Annotated in this window: 15 protein-coding genes; 3 read left to right on the top strand and 12 right to left on the bottom strand. The window is 48.4% G+C overall.

What is annotated here, in order from left to right:
* Positions 1 to 26 precede the first annotated feature (26 nt).
* Both ACXAD6_RS06875 and ACXAD6_RS06870 read right to left on the bottom strand, forming a co-directional pair.
* Complete coding sequence (locus tag ACXAD6_RS06875; protein WP_474968240.1) at positions 27 to 1,442, bottom strand: YfcC family protein; 1,416 nt, start codon at positions 1,440 to 1,442, stop codon at positions 27 to 29.
* Between the two features lie 281 nt (positions 1,443 to 1,723).
* The gene (locus ACXAD6_RS06870; protein ID WP_474968239.1) at positions 1,724 to 2,536 is read right to left on the bottom strand and encodes a hypothetical protein; all 813 of its coding nucleotides are present in this window, start codon (positions 2,534 to 2,536) and stop codon (positions 1,724 to 1,726) included.
* 132 nt (positions 2,537 to 2,668) lie between these two features.
* Here ACXAD6_RS06870 and ACXAD6_RS06865 point away from each other — a divergent pair, with 132 nt between their 5' ends.
* Positions 2,669 to 3,901: a dicarboxylate/amino acid:cation symporter gene (locus tag ACXAD6_RS06865; RefSeq protein WP_474968238.1), complete on the top strand. Its 1,233-nt coding sequence runs from the start codon at positions 2,669 to 2,671 to the stop codon at positions 3,899 to 3,901.
* A 22-nt stretch (positions 3,902 to 3,923) separates the two neighbouring features.
* On the opposite strand, the gene ACXAD6_RS06860 is transcribed toward ACXAD6_RS06865, so the two are convergent.
* Genes ACXAD6_RS06860 through ACXAD6_RS06850 form a run of 3 tightly spaced genes read right to left on the bottom strand, consistent with a single transcriptional unit; the run spans position 3,924 to position 5,065 of the window.
* Positions 3,924 to 4,106 (bottom strand): hypothetical protein, encoded by a 183-nt coding sequence (locus ACXAD6_RS06860; protein WP_027953909.1) that lies wholly within the window; start codon positions 4,104 to 4,106, stop codon positions 3,924 to 3,926.
* 44 nt (positions 4,107 to 4,150) lie between these two features.
* On the bottom strand, positions 4,151 to 4,288 hold the full coding sequence (locus ACXAD6_RS06855; protein ID WP_156896435.1) for a hypothetical protein: 138 nt from the start codon (positions 4,286 to 4,288) through the stop codon (positions 4,151 to 4,153).
* A 30-nt stretch (positions 4,289 to 4,318) separates the two neighbouring features.
* A complete protein-coding gene (locus ACXAD6_RS06850) occupies positions 4,319 to 5,065 on the bottom strand; it encodes an alpha/beta fold hydrolase (protein ID WP_474968237.1) in 747 nt (248 codons plus the stop codon).
* A gap of 272 nt (positions 5,066 to 5,337) precedes the next feature.
* Here ACXAD6_RS06850 and ACXAD6_RS06845 point away from each other — a divergent pair, with 272 nt between their 5' ends.
* Entirely contained in the window at positions 5,338 to 6,087 is a 750-nt protein-coding gene (locus ACXAD6_RS06845; protein WP_474968236.1) for an SDR family NAD(P)-dependent oxidoreductase, read from the top strand.
* Between the two features lie 1,091 nt (positions 6,088 to 7,178).
* On the opposite strand, the gene ACXAD6_RS06840 is transcribed toward ACXAD6_RS06845, so the two are convergent.
* From ACXAD6_RS06840 to ACXAD6_RS06830, 3 genes are all read right to left on the bottom strand, one after another.
* Positions 7,179 to 8,159 carry a Gfo/Idh/MocA family protein gene (locus ACXAD6_RS06840; RefSeq protein ID WP_474968235.1) on the bottom strand — a complete coding sequence of 327 codons (981 nt, stop codon included), beginning with the start codon at positions 8,157 to 8,159 and terminating at the stop codon, positions 7,179 to 7,181.
* A gap of 125 nt (positions 8,160 to 8,284) precedes the next feature.
* Positions 8,285 to 9,319 (bottom strand): NAD(P)/FAD-dependent oxidoreductase, encoded by a 1,035-nt coding sequence (locus ACXAD6_RS06835; RefSeq protein ID WP_474968234.1) that lies wholly within the window; start codon positions 9,317 to 9,319, stop codon positions 8,285 to 8,287.
* Between the two features lie 287 nt (positions 9,320 to 9,606).
* Positions 9,607 to 9,909 (bottom strand): hypothetical protein, encoded by a 303-nt coding sequence (locus tag ACXAD6_RS06830; protein ID WP_474968233.1) that lies wholly within the window; start codon positions 9,907 to 9,909, stop codon positions 9,607 to 9,609.
* A 229-nt stretch (positions 9,910 to 10,138) separates the two neighbouring features.
* Between ACXAD6_RS06830 and ACXAD6_RS06825 the strand changes: the two genes are divergently transcribed.
* Complete coding sequence (locus ACXAD6_RS06825; RefSeq protein WP_474968232.1) at positions 10,139 to 10,345, top strand: hypothetical protein; 207 nt, start codon at positions 10,139 to 10,141, stop codon at positions 10,343 to 10,345.
* Between the two features lie 50 nt (positions 10,346 to 10,395).
* Here ACXAD6_RS06825 and ACXAD6_RS06820 read toward each other — a convergent pair whose 3' ends face one another.
* Genes ACXAD6_RS06820 through ACXAD6_RS06805 form a run of 4 tightly spaced genes read right to left on the bottom strand, consistent with a single transcriptional unit; the run spans position 10,396 to position 14,021 of the window.
* Positions 10,396 to 11,103, bottom strand: a complete 708-nt coding sequence (locus ACXAD6_RS06820; RefSeq protein ID WP_474968231.1) for a LutC/YkgG family protein — start codon at positions 11,101 to 11,103, stop codon at positions 10,396 to 10,398.
* Positions 11,090 to 12,526 (bottom strand): LutB/LldF family L-lactate oxidation iron-sulfur protein, encoded by a 1,437-nt coding sequence (locus ACXAD6_RS06815; RefSeq protein WP_474968230.1) that lies wholly within the window; start codon positions 12,524 to 12,526, stop codon positions 11,090 to 11,092. The genes ACXAD6_RS06820 and ACXAD6_RS06815 overlap by 14 nt, the downstream gene beginning before the upstream one ends.
* A gap of 16 nt (positions 12,527 to 12,542) precedes the next feature.
* Positions 12,543 to 13,259 (bottom strand): (Fe-S)-binding protein, encoded by a 717-nt coding sequence (locus tag ACXAD6_RS06810; protein ID WP_474968229.1) that lies wholly within the window; start codon positions 13,257 to 13,259, stop codon positions 12,543 to 12,545.
* Positions 13,260 to 13,316: 57 nt separating this feature from the next.
* On the bottom strand, positions 13,317 to 14,021 hold the full coding sequence (locus ACXAD6_RS06805) for a FadR/GntR family transcriptional regulator (RefSeq protein ID WP_474970373.1): 705 nt from the start codon (positions 14,019 to 14,021) through the stop codon (positions 13,317 to 13,319).
* Positions 14,022 to 14,098: the final 77 nt, after the last annotated feature.

Below are 14,098 nucleotides of genomic sequence, written 5' to 3'. Positions count from 1 at the left end.
AGAAATTCCTTTTCAAAATCCTGTGATCATACAGGTCCCCAGTTGATGACAACCCCGATGGAGAGCATCACGACAGCAATAACGACCCAGATCAGCATCAAGGGAAGCATCCATTTCGCCCATTTGATCCACGGAACTCCTGCAACGGCCAGACTGGCCATCAGCGGGCCTGACGTCGGGAAGATGCTGTTCGTAAACCCGTCCCCGAATTGATACGCTTGAACGGCAACCTGGCGGGTAATCCCGACCATATCCGCCAGCGGGGATAGAATCGGCATGGCGATCATCGCCTGACCGCTTCCGGATGGGACGAGAAAGTTCAGGACTCCGTTCGCCGCAAACATACCGAGCGCAGCTGTGACGGGGGTGAGTTCCTGCAGAGGAACCGACAGGGCGTGTACAGCTGTATCAAGGATCTTGGCGTTCTCCATCACAATAAGCACAGCCCGGGCAACACCGATGATCAGAGCGCCGTACACCAGCTTCTGACATCCATCGAGAAACGTCAGTGCCAGTTTATTGTAGTTCATACCAGCGATGATGCCCGCTCCAAGACCAATGACGATAAAGAAGGCAGACATATGATTGATCGTCCAGGAAAACTGGATTGTAGCGTAAATGAAAAAGGCAAGGCAGGCCCCGACAAAACCGAGCAGCCATTTATGGCGGGTGGTGAACGGTGCTTTTAACCCCCCTTTTTCCTCCCCTTCATCCAAGACACCCATCAGGCTTTTCGACGGATCCTGTAACAACTTTTTCGCATATCTCCACGTATAAGCAATGGTCACCCCGACGATCACGACGAACGCAGTCATTCTCAGCGCCATCCCTGAAAACAAAGGGATGTCAGCAATCGACTGAGCAATTCCTACGGTGTAAGGGTTCAGGAAACCTACGTTAAACCCGGCAAACGTCGCTCCGAACGTAATCGATACCGCCACAATCGCATCGAGCTTCAACGCCCGGGCAATGATGACTCCGATTGCTACGAACGGAATGACCGCGTTCGCAATTACACCGACCGCTCCACCAATGGCAAATAACGTGGAGACGACAGCGATGAGCCAGAACTCTTTCCCCCGGGTCAAATGGACCGCTCTCAGGATTCCTCCCTTGACCGCGCCTGAACGTTCAACCACTTCGAAGGCTCCACCAGCAAACAAGACTAAAAAGATCATCCCGGCAGACTGAATCATTCCTTCCTGAAGCGCCATGAAAATGTCCATAAATCCGGCCGGGGATCCGTCAGCGGCACTAAAGGTGCCCGGAACCACACGTTCCACCCCATCGACGGTTTCCCGCTCAAACGTTCCAGCGGGGACGAAATAGGTAGCAATGGATGCAGCAAGGAGAACGGCAAATAAAATGACGTACGTATCCGGCATCTCCCACCGGCGTTTTTTCTCATGCTGCATCTCTGTCTTCTCTGCTGGTACACTCATATACGATACAATCCTCCTGAATATGTATTCATAGTTTCTTTTTCCTGCCTATGAAACGTAAAGATTTCCTAAAATGGATGTTGTATAGTATATAAGCTCTGATGAATATTTGCAAAATTTAAAAGAAACAAAATGTTGATCCATCATCCCTCCCTTCTCTTTCATACAGGACTATAGTTACAAAAAAACCGTTGCTTCATGAAGAGCAGCGGGGTCATTTACAGGAGGAACCATCGGAGGAGCTCCCTCCTATTTTCTTAATTCACAGGACGAAAGCGTTTTTATTTCCGTAAAAGCCGCTCGATGAATAAAAAGCTGATCGTTCCAAGCAGCAGTGTCTTGTTTTCCTTTGTCAGCGTATCCGATAACTCTACCATATCATTGTCTATATCACGGAAGATCCGGGTATATTCGATAGGAAAGCGTCCGTTATAAAAATGGGCCCAGGTGTGACCGGTCTCATCCTTAAGTGTGAAATCCCCGGATAACCCGGAAGCCTGCACGAATAAGACCTCCTCCCCCAGTGAATTCTTTATCATCCCCTTCATATGGATAAGGCTTTTGAATTCCTTTTGTATGTAAGAGCCCACCTTTTCCTCCTTCTCATTATCAATTGCCACCACCGTTTCCTTAAACCCTTTCCTATGCAGGGAAAACACCGGTCTCCCTTCATTGGAGTAAAAACGAAAGGTGCAGGGAATAAAAGACAGAAAAGAGGAACGGAAGGCAACGAGCGGGCGGCTCCACCATGGCAGGTCATCCACTTTCAACATTCCTACATATGCTCCGTTTTTCTCAAAAGCGAGAAGCCTCGGGTACAAGCCTGCATCCGGCTGGATAACGAGATGATCCAGTTCCTTTAATGAACGAGTGGAATCTTCGATAGCCATATTTCGGACTTTGTTGTATTTCCTCCGGCTTGAAAGCGAAATGAAAATCAGGAGGAGGATCGGAAAGAGAAAGAATCCCGTTTCCATCCACTCTTCTGTTCCTGACGGCCTCATAAAAATAATCACCCCAGCTGTAATGAGCAGCACAACGATTAAAAGACTGTACGCGATCCGCTCTCTTCTTTTATACATATCGGCAATCATGAAAACTCTCCCTTCCATTTCTTGTACGTTTCAGGAAATATACGGGTTTCAATCTTTCAAGGATGAATGATTACCGGATTGGATGAGTTGCTGTTATAATGTACTTTTGTACAAGAAAGAAAGGGGTAACCTATGAAAAAAATCTGGCAGTTATACAAACATTCTTCTTTTCTATTAAAAATGACCATCGGATTCGTCCTTGGTATTACAGCGGGCATTGTCGTCGGACCGGAGATGGAAATCGTCCAGCCGCTGGGAACCATCCTTATCAATCTGCTCAATCTGATCGCCGTTCCCGTCATTTTCCTGACCGTCGTGCTGGCTATCAATGAAATCAGTCCGAAACACCTCGGCCGGCTTGGTGGTAAGCTGCTCGGCTATTACGGTATAACGACAGCAGCCGCTGTTTTGATCGGGGTCGGACTTGCGCTTTGGATCAACCCGGGCACAGGCCTCACCCTCCCTGCTGCTGATGTTGAGAAGCCGGAGACACCGGGATTCTCTGATGTATTGCTGAATATCGTCCCGAACAACTTGTTCCAGGCGTTCTCCTCAGGTGAACTGATGGGCATCCTTTTCCTCGCTGTCATCATCGGGTTGACGTTGTCGATGATGCGTTTCCGTGGAACAGAGGAGCATAAGGAATACGGCGATCTTCTATACCGCTTTTTCCGTGCCGCTAATGAAATGTTTTTCCTTCTGTTAAAAGGAATCCTGCTTTATGCACCCATCGGGATTTTCGCTATTGGAGCTTCTACATTTGCCACACAAGGATGGGAAACCTTCCAGTCTCTGTTCGCCTTTACCGGTGTTTTCTATTTAGGCGTCGCACTTCTCTGGATTTTCGTCTATACCGGTTTTCTGATGTATGCCAAAGTGAACATCCGACAATTTTTCAGCCGGACAAAAGATGCCTACGTGACCGCCTTTTTCACTTCCAGCAGTATTGCATCCCTGCCGGTAGCTGTTGAAGCGGCTAAAAAAGCAGGCATATCCGAACGAACGGCCCACTTCTCCCTCCCGATCGGAGCGGTTTTCAATTCCGATGGAGGCGCACTGCGCATGGGGGTTTCCATCGTCTTTGCCGCCAACATCACAGGGCTCGATCTTTCTGCCGTCGATTTTATTACGATCGTCGCTGTCGGCACGCTGCTTTCCATCGGAACAGCAGGCATCCCGGCGGCTGGGCTCGTCACCCTGTCTGCAGTATTGACGATGTTCAACCTGCCGCTTGAAATTGTCGCCCTCATCGCCGGCGTGGATGTACTGATCGGCATGGCCGGCACAGCCTCCAACGTGCTTGGTGATATCGTCGGATCCGCCGTCGTTGATAAAAAAGAAAAGAACGCTGACCAGGCAGCATGAAAAAACCGGACTTGATTACCCATCAAGTCCGGTTTCTTTCTACTTCTCTGCGTCTCCACTTCCATTTGACCACCGTCCACCATAGTGTCAGTCCGATAGTAATGAAGAAAGCCATTTCGTATATCAAGGTGTTCTTATACCCTGTCAGATAAAGCACGAGACAGATGATCAGTCCTACAAGCGCTGCTGCCTGCAGCCTTCTCATGATTCATCATCCTTTTTGTGAATAGGTTTTACCTGTAAGCCTGACTACGTAAGTTCTTTTCCTTCTCTATTCCCTTCTTGAAGGTGTTTCAAAATCTGTTCGTTGGTTTTATTCAATTTCCGCAGCTGCAGTTCAATGGATATGGCCGTTACAATAATAATAAAAATAAGCACTAAACCCATAAAGGACTTCCTTTCCCATGGATGGATCATCTATAAACCTAAACCATCCACCTCTTGGAATCTTTTTAACGGATAGCTTTCTAAAAACTGATGGAGGAAACGATTGAATTCCTCCGGCTTCTCCTGATGGACCAAATGGGAGGCAAATGGGACCACCGCTCCGTGAACATGCTTATGATTTCTTTTATATTTCAAAACAGTGGCTGTTTCAAACTCATTTTCTTCACCGGCGATACAAAGAACAGGAATACTTCCCCCGTCCAAGTCTTCTGTGTAAGAAAATGGATACCAATTCTCATCCTGTGCAAGGTCCAGCAGCTTCACCCAACCTGGTCCGTGCAGTTCTGTGAAATGTTGATTTATGTCTTTATCATTACGCAGCTGTCTTTGAGAAGCCGCTTCTTTTTCATGGATTTCCAGCCAGTGATCCGGCTTGTCCGCCATGATCCCTGAAGTCGTTAACGTAGCCACATACTCCGGAAACCGTTTCGCAAAGACTACCGAAGCCAAGGCTCCCATAGAGGCACCGATGAGATGGGCGCGCTTCAGCTTTAAGTGATCGAGCGTATCCTTGATATCTTCCGCGCATGCTTCAAAATAATGACCCAGATCATCACTCTTTGATTTTCCATGCCCTCTTAAATCCAGAGCAATGACACACATGGTAGATTTCAGCGATTCCCGCTGTTCCACAAAATCTCTCTCCCCCGTCTGAAGCCCTGCGTGAAGAAAAACGACAGGATCTCCCTCCCCTTCTATGATCGAATGCAATATCATAACGCCCCTCCTCCCTCTCTCATCCCCATCGATAAAGAATAAAACCTGCTTAATCATTCTTATGAAAATAATAACATAGTTTACCAATTAAGTTGTTTATTACAAGATAACCCTGGCAAACGAACCGGTATTCACCCATATATTTCTATAGGAAAATTTAACCACGTATAACTCTGAGCAGTTTGCTTCTCTTTTTTCATCAAGGACTTCTATAATAAACATGAAACACCGGAAACACATCATTTCTACTATTGACATAGGAGGTTATCATGATGAGTAAAGTTGCAATTGTTACAGGAGGCGGCAGTGGCCTGGGCCGTTCCGCTGCACTGAGACTGGCAGAAGAAGGTGTCAACATTTCCGTCGTTGATGTCAACGAGGAAGCGGGAGAGGAAACCGTCAAACTGGTAAAAGAAATCGGACCTGATGCGATTTTTGTACAGGCTGACGTTTCCAAAGCGGAAGAAGTGAAAAAATATGTCGATGAAACCGTCGAAAAGTTCGGTACCATCGATTACTTCTTCAACAACGCCGGCATCTCCGGGAGCGGAAAATACTACTTAGATACAGATATCGAAGAGATTGAAAAGATCATCAATATTAACTTAATGGGAAGCATGTACGGCATCCGCTATGTAGCCGATGTGATGATTAAAAACGGCGGAGGCGCTATCGTAAACACCGCTTCCAGTGCCGGAGTCATCGGACAGACAACGGTTGTCACATACTCCGCCACGAAACACGCCCTTGTAGGAATTACGAAGAGTATGGCGGCCGAATATGCCAAAGACGGTCTGCGGATCAACGCCGTAGCCCCAGGTCCGACCGAAACACCAATGGTCGCTTCCTACTTTGAGGCGAACCCGGAAATGAAGAAAAGCGCAGAAGCAGGAATTCCTCAGCAGCGGCTCGGAACACCAGAAGAAGTGGCCGAGCTTGTCAATTTCCTGCTTACATCGAAAGCTCAGTATATCAATGGCGAAGTGGTCCGCATCGACGGCGGCTTCACGAACGCCAAATAAAACCAAAAGGGTTCCACGTCTTAAACGTGGAACCTTTTTTCAGGCTGCAGATAAACGATGATTTACACGCAACTTCCTATTTGACAAAATCCGCATTTATCTCTCTCAGCTAATGCAATACCTCGAAACCGCGTCCTTCTCAACTCTTCTTGTATAATTAGTTAAAGAAAAGGCAGTTATTCGTAATGAATAATCACCCGCATAAATTAAATCTTAGGGTCAAGGTATGTCTAAGTAACCTTTGATTAATAAAGACATCAATTCATTAAGGAAAATTTCTATTGAATTTAACAGCTGCCTTATGTTACACTTATCCAGCGATGAGCTGAATTGCATAAGACGAGATTGACGCGCCTTTATGGCAAGGCACTAATGTGGAGTGCTGTCACTCGCCGCAATACGCAAAGACGCCCTTTCTAGGGCGTCTTTTATTTTTGGAAAATGAGATCTTCCATATTATGTTATTCCTTATATTCTATTAGAATCATGGTTTAGTTCTTTCTGTTCTTTTAAATCGTTTCTTAATTTCTCTACTTTCTCGAACTTCCTTACAGTCAGCAATGAAAAAACACTAACTACAATATACTTCATCATTATTTCATCTTTATTTTGCTCAATAATTTTTTCCACCAGAATGTTCCTTTATTTTTTTTAAGTATATTATAAAGAAAAACACCGCATGAACATTACCTCTTAAAATTCAGCCTCCACTTATAGAAGACTTGATTTCGAGGTGTGTGCGAATCAATTACTACAATCCATTTATTGAAACTACGACAGGCTTTGGAAAAGAGTGATCGTTATAAATAAACTAGATAAACAACCAGCAGACAATAATGTTATCATTTTCCACCGGTTTATTTTATTTGAAGGTTTTACAGCCTCTTTAGACACCATAACCCATGCAGCCATAGATATGATAACTATGAGAAACAGCACCTCTTGAGACATATTTCACACCGCCTTTCTTTATATATTACGATCAGCTTACTTTAAAGTTTCAAAAATCATCCAATTCCGCCTCATATCTCGAAACTGAGTCTCCTGCCCTTTCCTTGAAGACTCAATTTCGGGATAATGACAAACACAACTCAACCTCCATAATAGTCTTTTAACAATTCATCCATCACACGGTTGGTGCGAAGAGCCGTCTCCCCTGTACTCGGACACGTCCCTTTGCCTGTAAGCTCATGAACGATCGACTCGATATGAGGCTGCTGGATATGCTTGGGATGTTCAATAGTAAAGTCTTCTTCTCCCTCTTCTGTAAGCAGCTTCACCGGTTTGTCATCAAACGTGGAAAACTGGATTTCTCCTTTTGAGCCGACGATCTTGTTGTTATCTTCATGTTTGTAAGAGGAGAAGTTCCACACGCCTGTGCCTGCCGCTCCAGATTCAAACCGCCACGTTCCGCTGACCGTATCCTCTGCCGGGTACACGTCAGCGAGGTTACAGGCGGTGCCTTTCACGTCCTTCAGCGGACCCAGAAGATAGTCAAAAAGGTCGAGGGTATGGGCCCCCACATCATAAATCAACCCGGCGCCGCTCGTTTCAGGCATGACGCGCCACGGCCAGTTCCCTTGCTCGTCTCTTTCCGTTAAACGCTGCGTCTGTTGGATGGATGCAAACCGGACATCCCCGATAGCTCCATTGTCGAGCAGCTCTTTAACCTTTAAAAACCTCGGAAGTGATCGACGGTAATAGGCGACAAACAGAGGTACGCCATGCTTTTCGCAAATCTCCACCATCTCGGAACAAGCCTCCGTACGGTCTGCCATCGGCTTCTCCACATAAACGGGTTTGCCCGCTTCTGCTGCCATGAGCGTATATTCCTTATGAGAGGAAGGCGGTGTGGCTATGTAGACAGCATCCACTTCATCATCATGAATCAGTGCTTCCGCTTTGTCATACCATTTCGGAACACCGTGACGCCGGGCGTAGTCTTCAGCCTTCTCCCCGTCTCTTCTCATAACCGCTGTGAGCGAGCTGTTGTCGATAAGTTGAAACGCCGGACCACTTTTGACTTCTGTGACATTGCCGCATCCTATGATTCCCCATCGGACTGTATTCATTTGTTACTCCTCCTGTCTTGTTTCAATGATGTAAAATAGCACTCCCTTTTCTTCTTTCCACGCCAACGAAGCATTTCCCTGTTCGAAATAAGAAAAAACCCCTGCTTTAAGCAGAGGCTTTTCGGTCAGGAAGAAACCAGCTGTTCTTCCTTCCATTTTTTATTGTATTCATCCATACGCTCATTGTGGGAGGAGACCATCGCACGGGCACTGGCCTCTGGATCGATATACTGCTTGGCCAGGTTCACGGCATTGGCTGCATCCTGGAAGGCCCCGGCAATCAAGTGAAGCTTTCCTTCGTGATGAAGGATGTCACCAGCAGCGAACAAGCCCGGGACCGAGGAGGCACTCTGGGCAGAGCCTTTTATGAAAAAGTCATCCACCCGCTCCAGCGGGATCGGGCTTTGGTCAAGAAGGGATGCGTCTCGGTTGAAGCCATGGCTGATGATGACTTCATCGACATCCAGCGTTCTTACCCCGTGTTCCGGATGGGTGAGCGTAACCTGACTGATCTCCGTTCCTGCTTCATTGGCGGTCAACGCCTGGATGGCGGACTGCTCATTCAGCTCAACGCCCTGTTCGATGAGAAGGTCAATACTCGCTTCATGACCTTTCAATTCTTCCCGGCGGTAAACGAGATGGACACGTTCTGCAATGGGAGCCAGTTCATTCGCCCAGTCGATGGCTGAATGACTTCCTCCCGAAATGACCACACGCTTGCCGGCAAAGCGCTGAAAGGACGGCACGGTATAATGAAGGTTGCTGACTTCAAATTTCTCCGCTCCCTGGATATCCAGTTTCTTCGGTTCGATGATGCCGCCGCCGACTGCGACAATCACAGATTGCGACCAGTGCACTTGTCCGTTATGGGTGGTGAGCTTAAATGTACCGTCGACCTTCTCGATGGACGTTACCTTTTCTCCCAGCACGATATCCGGATCGAACGTCGTTCCCTGCTTTACGAGGTGATCGATCAACTGCTGTCCGGTGACAGCCGGAAGACCCCCGACATCCCAGACTATTTTCTCAGGGTATACATGCACCTTGCCGCCGAGAAACGGGTGGCTTTCGATGATTTTCGTTTTCATGTTTCGTAAACCGCTGTAAAAAGCTGAGAAAAGCCCGGCTGGTCCTCCGCCGATAATCGTCACGTCGTGCATATGTATCCGCTCCCTTTTTTGATCTGTTACACACATTATAGTGAAAGTGAGAATCATTTTCAATAAGAATCATCAAAAAGAAAACAGCTCCCGCCTAAAAGCAGAAACCGTTTTGTGGACGATTATCTTCTAGGAATAGCACTACGAAGATCAAAAAAGCCTAACAAACCGCAGATAACACCGACGGCAAGGAAAAACCAAGGCAGGAAAAGACCCCCTTCTCCCCATGTATGCACGAACGTATAAAAACAAGGAGAGCGCCATACGTCCGGCAGAACTTTTCCAGCTTACGCCCGGCTGTCTTCATAGTTCTCCTCCTTTTCGTTCATGAGGGAGCTCAACAACCTAATCATGTTCAGCACTGCTGCATAAAGCAGGGCACTGCCCGCCCCTAGGCCTGATAACAGGAGGTCTTCCTCCGATTTCACAAAGCAAACACCCAGGATGCATCCGGCAGCACCTCCCGCCAGGATCCAAATAACAAGACGAAGCGGTGAGCGTATCGGAAAGCTTTTGTGAACAGATGTAATGATCTTGTCAGCCAGCGTTCCTCCGATTAGAAAGAGCGGGAATGTAAAGCCGAAAACCATGACCGAATTGTCATATCCCGGGCTTCTTATGTTCCAAATGATACTTAAACTGATAGCAGCTAAAAAAGCGGCCAGACTTCTATGAAAAATACCTATTCCCCCAGACTCATTGTCTATTCTTATGTAAAGTGTTCTGTTTTCTATGACCTGTCAAGTGGATATGGTAAGATAGGAACAGCCCCTGCCAAGACAACCAGCAGGACAACGTGATTGACAGGAGGAAGCCGCTATGAAAGACAAATTGAAAAAGGATGAATGGTTCCATTACATCATCGCCATCGCTGCCCTGGCGTCCGGACTGCTTCATTTCTTCTTTAATTGGGACTATTACCATCATCACCATTACTTAACTTCAGGACTGTTGTTCTTTACCATTGGTCCTGTCTTATACGTGGTTTGTGCCTTTGCCTATTACCGGGCAAAAACTCACGATTGATTGAAAAAGGCCGTGCCTGTTCCGTGTACGGCCTTTTTTTTCGTTCAACTTTACCTATCATCGACGACGATGTAGGTCGCCTTCACCGGACCATGCACCCCGACAATCAGGTTCATTTCAATATCCGCGCTGTTGCTCGGACCTGTAATAAAGCTCACGCATGAGGAAACAGGCACCCCTTTTTTCTCCTGCTCATGAATGATTTTTGCTGCCTGCGTCATCCTCGGGACGAGCGTACTTTTCGGGATAACCGCTACGAAGGTTTCCGGGAGCAGGCTGATTGACCTTCCGTTCCAACGGTCGTTGAAAAGGGTGACGGTCCCTGATTCAGCAAGGGTCACATCGCTGAACACGATGCCGGCCCCGGCCTTTTCTGCGGTCGTCACGTTCTTCTGTCCTTCCTGCTCATCCCACACATGGACATGGTAACCATCCTGTCTCATTGTTTCAAAGACATCAGAAAGACCGTACGCTTCCAGACGGGGACCGCCGGCGCTGACGATGGTTTGAATGTGATCCTCCTCCCATACATGCCTCAAGGTTTCTTCAAGCTCTTCAGTCGTCGTTACGAGACACTTCGTATGAATAATCTTACACTGCTCCTTTAGTTTTTCCAGCAGCTGGTCCTGGTCTGCTCCTTGGAAGACCCGCTCCTGAGGCTGTACGGAGTAGGCTGGTCGTTCAGCCCTTGTTCTCCGGTCCCTTCCCAATTGTCCGGCGAGTTGATCCAGGAAGCGTTCCCGATTATAGACGGTCATCTTTCTCCCTCCTTTTCTCCCGTTCATCAAACCACGTTCGAAAGCCCTTTTTCGCTGGTGCCGGAAAATCCCGGGCTGCCGTCCACGCTTTCATCGGACCCGGTCCATTCTTGATCGACCCGTCCTTCGTCCACGGTTTCAATACCGTTCCCGCCATTTTCGTACTGAGTTTGTAAGCAGCAGGCGTCGAGGCCCATTGTGCAAAACCGTTCATAGCGAGCCGCTCCGCTTTGGTCGTTTTCTGTTCCTTTTCCACGATGATTTCCCTGTGGCGGATCAAATGTTCATGAAGCGGGATTTTCACCGGACAGGCTTCGGTGCAGGCCGCACAAAGACTGGAAGCGTAAGGCAGCTCCTTATGGTCTTCATACCCATCAAGCAGCGGTGTAAGGACAGCCCCGATCGGTCCCGGGTAAATGGAATTGTACGAATGTCCGCCGACATGGCGGTAAACCGGACAGACGTTGATACATGCCGCGCACCGGATGCAGTGGAGGGCGGACTGGAATTCCGTTCCTAAAATCTTCGAGCGGCCGTTATCGACGATGACCAGATGAAAATCTTCCGGGCCGTCCACTTCATTTTCCAGACGCCTGCCCGTCAGCGACGTAATGTAGCTCGTCAGTTTCTGCCCGACCGCCGCGCGGGTCAACAGGCTGACAAGCACCTCCAGCTCCTCCCATGTCGGTACGATTCGTTCCATGCCCATCACAGCAATCTGTGTATCCGGGAGTGTACTGACCATACGGGCGTTTCCTTCATTGGTGACGAGCGTCACGGTACCCGATTCGGCTACGGCAAAATTACAGCCGGTTACACCGATATCCGCTTCCAAAAAATCCTGCCGGAGCTGCTCGCGGGCAAAAGCCGCCAGTTCTTCCGGGTCATCGGTTTTCGTATAGCCTTTTTTCGTGACGAACGTCTCTCTGATCTGGCTTTTATTTTTGTGAAGGGCGGGCGTAACGATATGGGACGGGGGATCTTCATCGAGCTGCAGGATCCATTCGCCAAGATCCGATTCCACAACCTCACACCCACTTTCCTCAAGAGCTTCATTCAAGCCGATTTCCTCCGTCACCATTGACTTCGATTTGACGACTTTCCGGGCCTGTTTTTCCGCAGCGACCTTCTTCACATAGGCGTTGGCTTCCTCGGCCGTCTCAGCAAAAAACACCGTTCCGCCCCTTTTTTCCACCTGCTCACTCAACTGATGCAAGTAGGAGTCGAGGTTTTCCATTGTATGCCTGCGGATCTCCTCCCCAAGCGTACGCCAGTCCTCCCAGTCTCCGAGCTCTTCTGCCGCTTTCAGCCGCCCTGTCCGGAAACGGCCCTGCGCTGAGCTGACGGCGCTGCGCATAAACGTATTGTCAATCCCTTCCTGAATCCGGTCCGCATACGTTTTCGTTCCAATCTTTATACTCATTTGTCCGCCCTCCCCGTTATTGGCTGTTCAGAACTTGAGCGATGTGCAGCACTTTCACGTCTTCCTTGTTCCGCGATAATCGTCCGCCGATATTCATAAGGCAGCCCATATCGCCGCCGATTAAGTATTCCGCTTTTGTCTCCGTGACGTGGCACGTTTTCTCCTGGACCATCTGTGCGGATATGGCCGCATTTTTCACAGCAAATGTCCCGCCGAACCCGCAGCAGTCCTCCTCTTGAGGCAGATCGATCAAGGTGAGTCCTTCGACATTTCCCAAAAGGCGGCGCGGCGCATCTTTTACTCCCAGCAGCCTCGTCATGTGACAGGAGGGGTGGTAGGTAGCTGTACCTTGAAAAGTAGAGCGAACGTCTTCGATGCCTAAAACGTCTACGATGAACTGCGTCAGCTCGTAGGTTCTTCCGGCTACATGTTCTGCGCGTTTCTGCCATTCCGGTTCGTCCCTCAAAATATGTGGATATTCTTTTATCATCTGCACACAGGAACCTGATGGACCAACGACATACTCGGACGCATCAAAGGCGGCAATCATCTGCTTGACGGCTTGTTTGGACTGGGTCGTGTACCCGCTGTTGTAGGCGGGCTGTCCGCAGCACGTCTGACCAGCTGGAAAATCCACTTCGCATCCGAAACGCTCCAACAGCTGTACCGTATCCTTCCCCACATCCGGCGTAAAGGTATCACACAAACAAGTGATAAATAACGAAACGTTCATCATTCATCCTCCCTTTTAATCATAAGGTCATCTGATGACTGGAGTAGAACCCTTTCATCACGAAATGATTCCACTGAGCGATTCTCTGACGTGATTCAAATGTTCCACCATAAATGCCTGCGCTTCCTCGTTTTTTTCTTCCTTTATGGCAGCAAAAATCCGTTGATGCTGGTCCAGCAGCTGACGTGCGCCTTCTTCGGTGTGAAGGAGCTTCCTTGTCTCCCGCATGCCCTGCATCATGATTTCCGACACGCTCTGCATGAGGTGAAACAGCATTTGATTGTGAGCAGCTTTTACAAGCGCCATGTGAAACGCCAGATCCGCCTGCTCCCCGATGTCCCCATTTCCCTTCGCTCTTTCCATCTCAAAAAGAGCCGCTTCCATGGCTTGAAGGTCTTCATCTGTCCGTGATAAAGCTGCCGCTCCTGCCGCCCCCACCTCGAGGATCTGCCGGACTTCCAACAGTTCTCTCATATCTTCCGGCTTCATTAGAAACGCGACAGATGCAGGAACGGTGAACCGGGCAGGATCGAACGTTTTGACATACGTCCCTTCGCCCTGGTGCATTTCAAGAATACCCATGGCCCGCAGCGCACTGAGCGCTTCCCTGATCGCTGACCGGCCGACATCAAAGCTTTTGGCCAAAGCTTCCACACTGTCCAGCTTATCCCCCGGCTTCAACCGACCTTCCTTTAAAGATTCCAATAACGAATCCGCTACCTGTTCATAAATTTTCTTTCTCCGAATCGGTTTATACTCCACGCCACTTCCCCCAACCCTATCTTTTAATTTCAGTTTACTGTATTCTTCCATTCTTTGAAAGCGCTCACGGAAAAATA

The sequence above is a fragment of the Halobacillus sp. ABH2_015 genome (assembly GCF_056158945.1).
The sequence above is the reverse complement of the archived record's forward strand: the minus strand, read 5'-3'. Positions and strand labels throughout refer to the sequence as shown.

Bases quoted from the DNA above. Each gene is read 5' to 3' on its own strand.
- ACXAD6_RS06875 (WP_474968240.1), bottom strand. From the start codon at position 1,442: ATGAGTGTACCAGCAGAGAAGACAGAGATGCAGCATGAGAAAAAACGC.
- ACXAD6_RS06870 (WP_474968239.1), bottom strand. From the start codon at position 2,536: ATGATTGCCGATATGTATAAAAGAAGAGAGCGGATCGCGTACAGTCTT.
- ACXAD6_RS06865 (WP_474968238.1), top strand. From the start codon at position 2,669: ATGAAAAAAATCTGGCAGTTATACAAACATTCTTCTTTTCTATTAAAA.
- ACXAD6_RS06860 (WP_027953909.1), bottom strand. From the start codon at position 4,106: ATGAGAAGGCTGCAGGCAGCAGCGCTTGTAGGACTGATCATCTGTCTC.
- ACXAD6_RS06855 (WP_156896435.1), bottom strand. From the start codon at position 4,288: ATGGGTTTAGTGCTTATTTTTATTATTATTGTAACGGCCATATCCATT.
- ACXAD6_RS06850 (WP_474968237.1), bottom strand. From the start codon at position 5,065: ATGATATTGCATTCGATCATAGAAGGGGAGGGAGATCCTGTCGTTTTT.
- ACXAD6_RS06845 (WP_474968236.1), top strand. From the start codon at position 5,338: ATGAGTAAAGTTGCAATTGTTACAGGAGGCGGCAGTGGCCTGGGCCGT.
- ACXAD6_RS06840 (WP_474968235.1), bottom strand. From the start codon at position 8,159: ATGAATACAGTCCGATGGGGAATCATAGGATGCGGCAATGTCACAGAA.
- ACXAD6_RS06835 (WP_474968234.1), bottom strand. From the start codon at position 9,319: ATGCACGACGTGACGATTATCGGCGGAGGACCAGCCGGGCTTTTCTCA.
- ACXAD6_RS06830 (WP_474968233.1), bottom strand. From the start codon at position 9,909: ATGGTTTTCGGCTTTACATTCCCGCTCTTTCTAATCGGAGGAACGCTG.
- ACXAD6_RS06825 (WP_474968232.1), top strand. From the start codon at position 10,139: ATGAAAGACAAATTGAAAAAGGATGAATGGTTCCATTACATCATCGCC.
- ACXAD6_RS06820 (WP_474968231.1), bottom strand. From the start codon at position 11,103: ATGACCGTCTATAATCGGGAACGCTTCCTGGATCAACTCGCCGGACAA.
- ACXAD6_RS06815 (WP_474968230.1), bottom strand. From the start codon at position 12,526: ATGAGTATAAAGATTGGAACGAAAACGTATGCGGACCGGATTCAGGAA.
- ACXAD6_RS06810 (WP_474968229.1), bottom strand. From the start codon at position 13,259: ATGAACGTTTCGTTATTTATCACTTGTTTGTGTGATACCTTTACGCCG.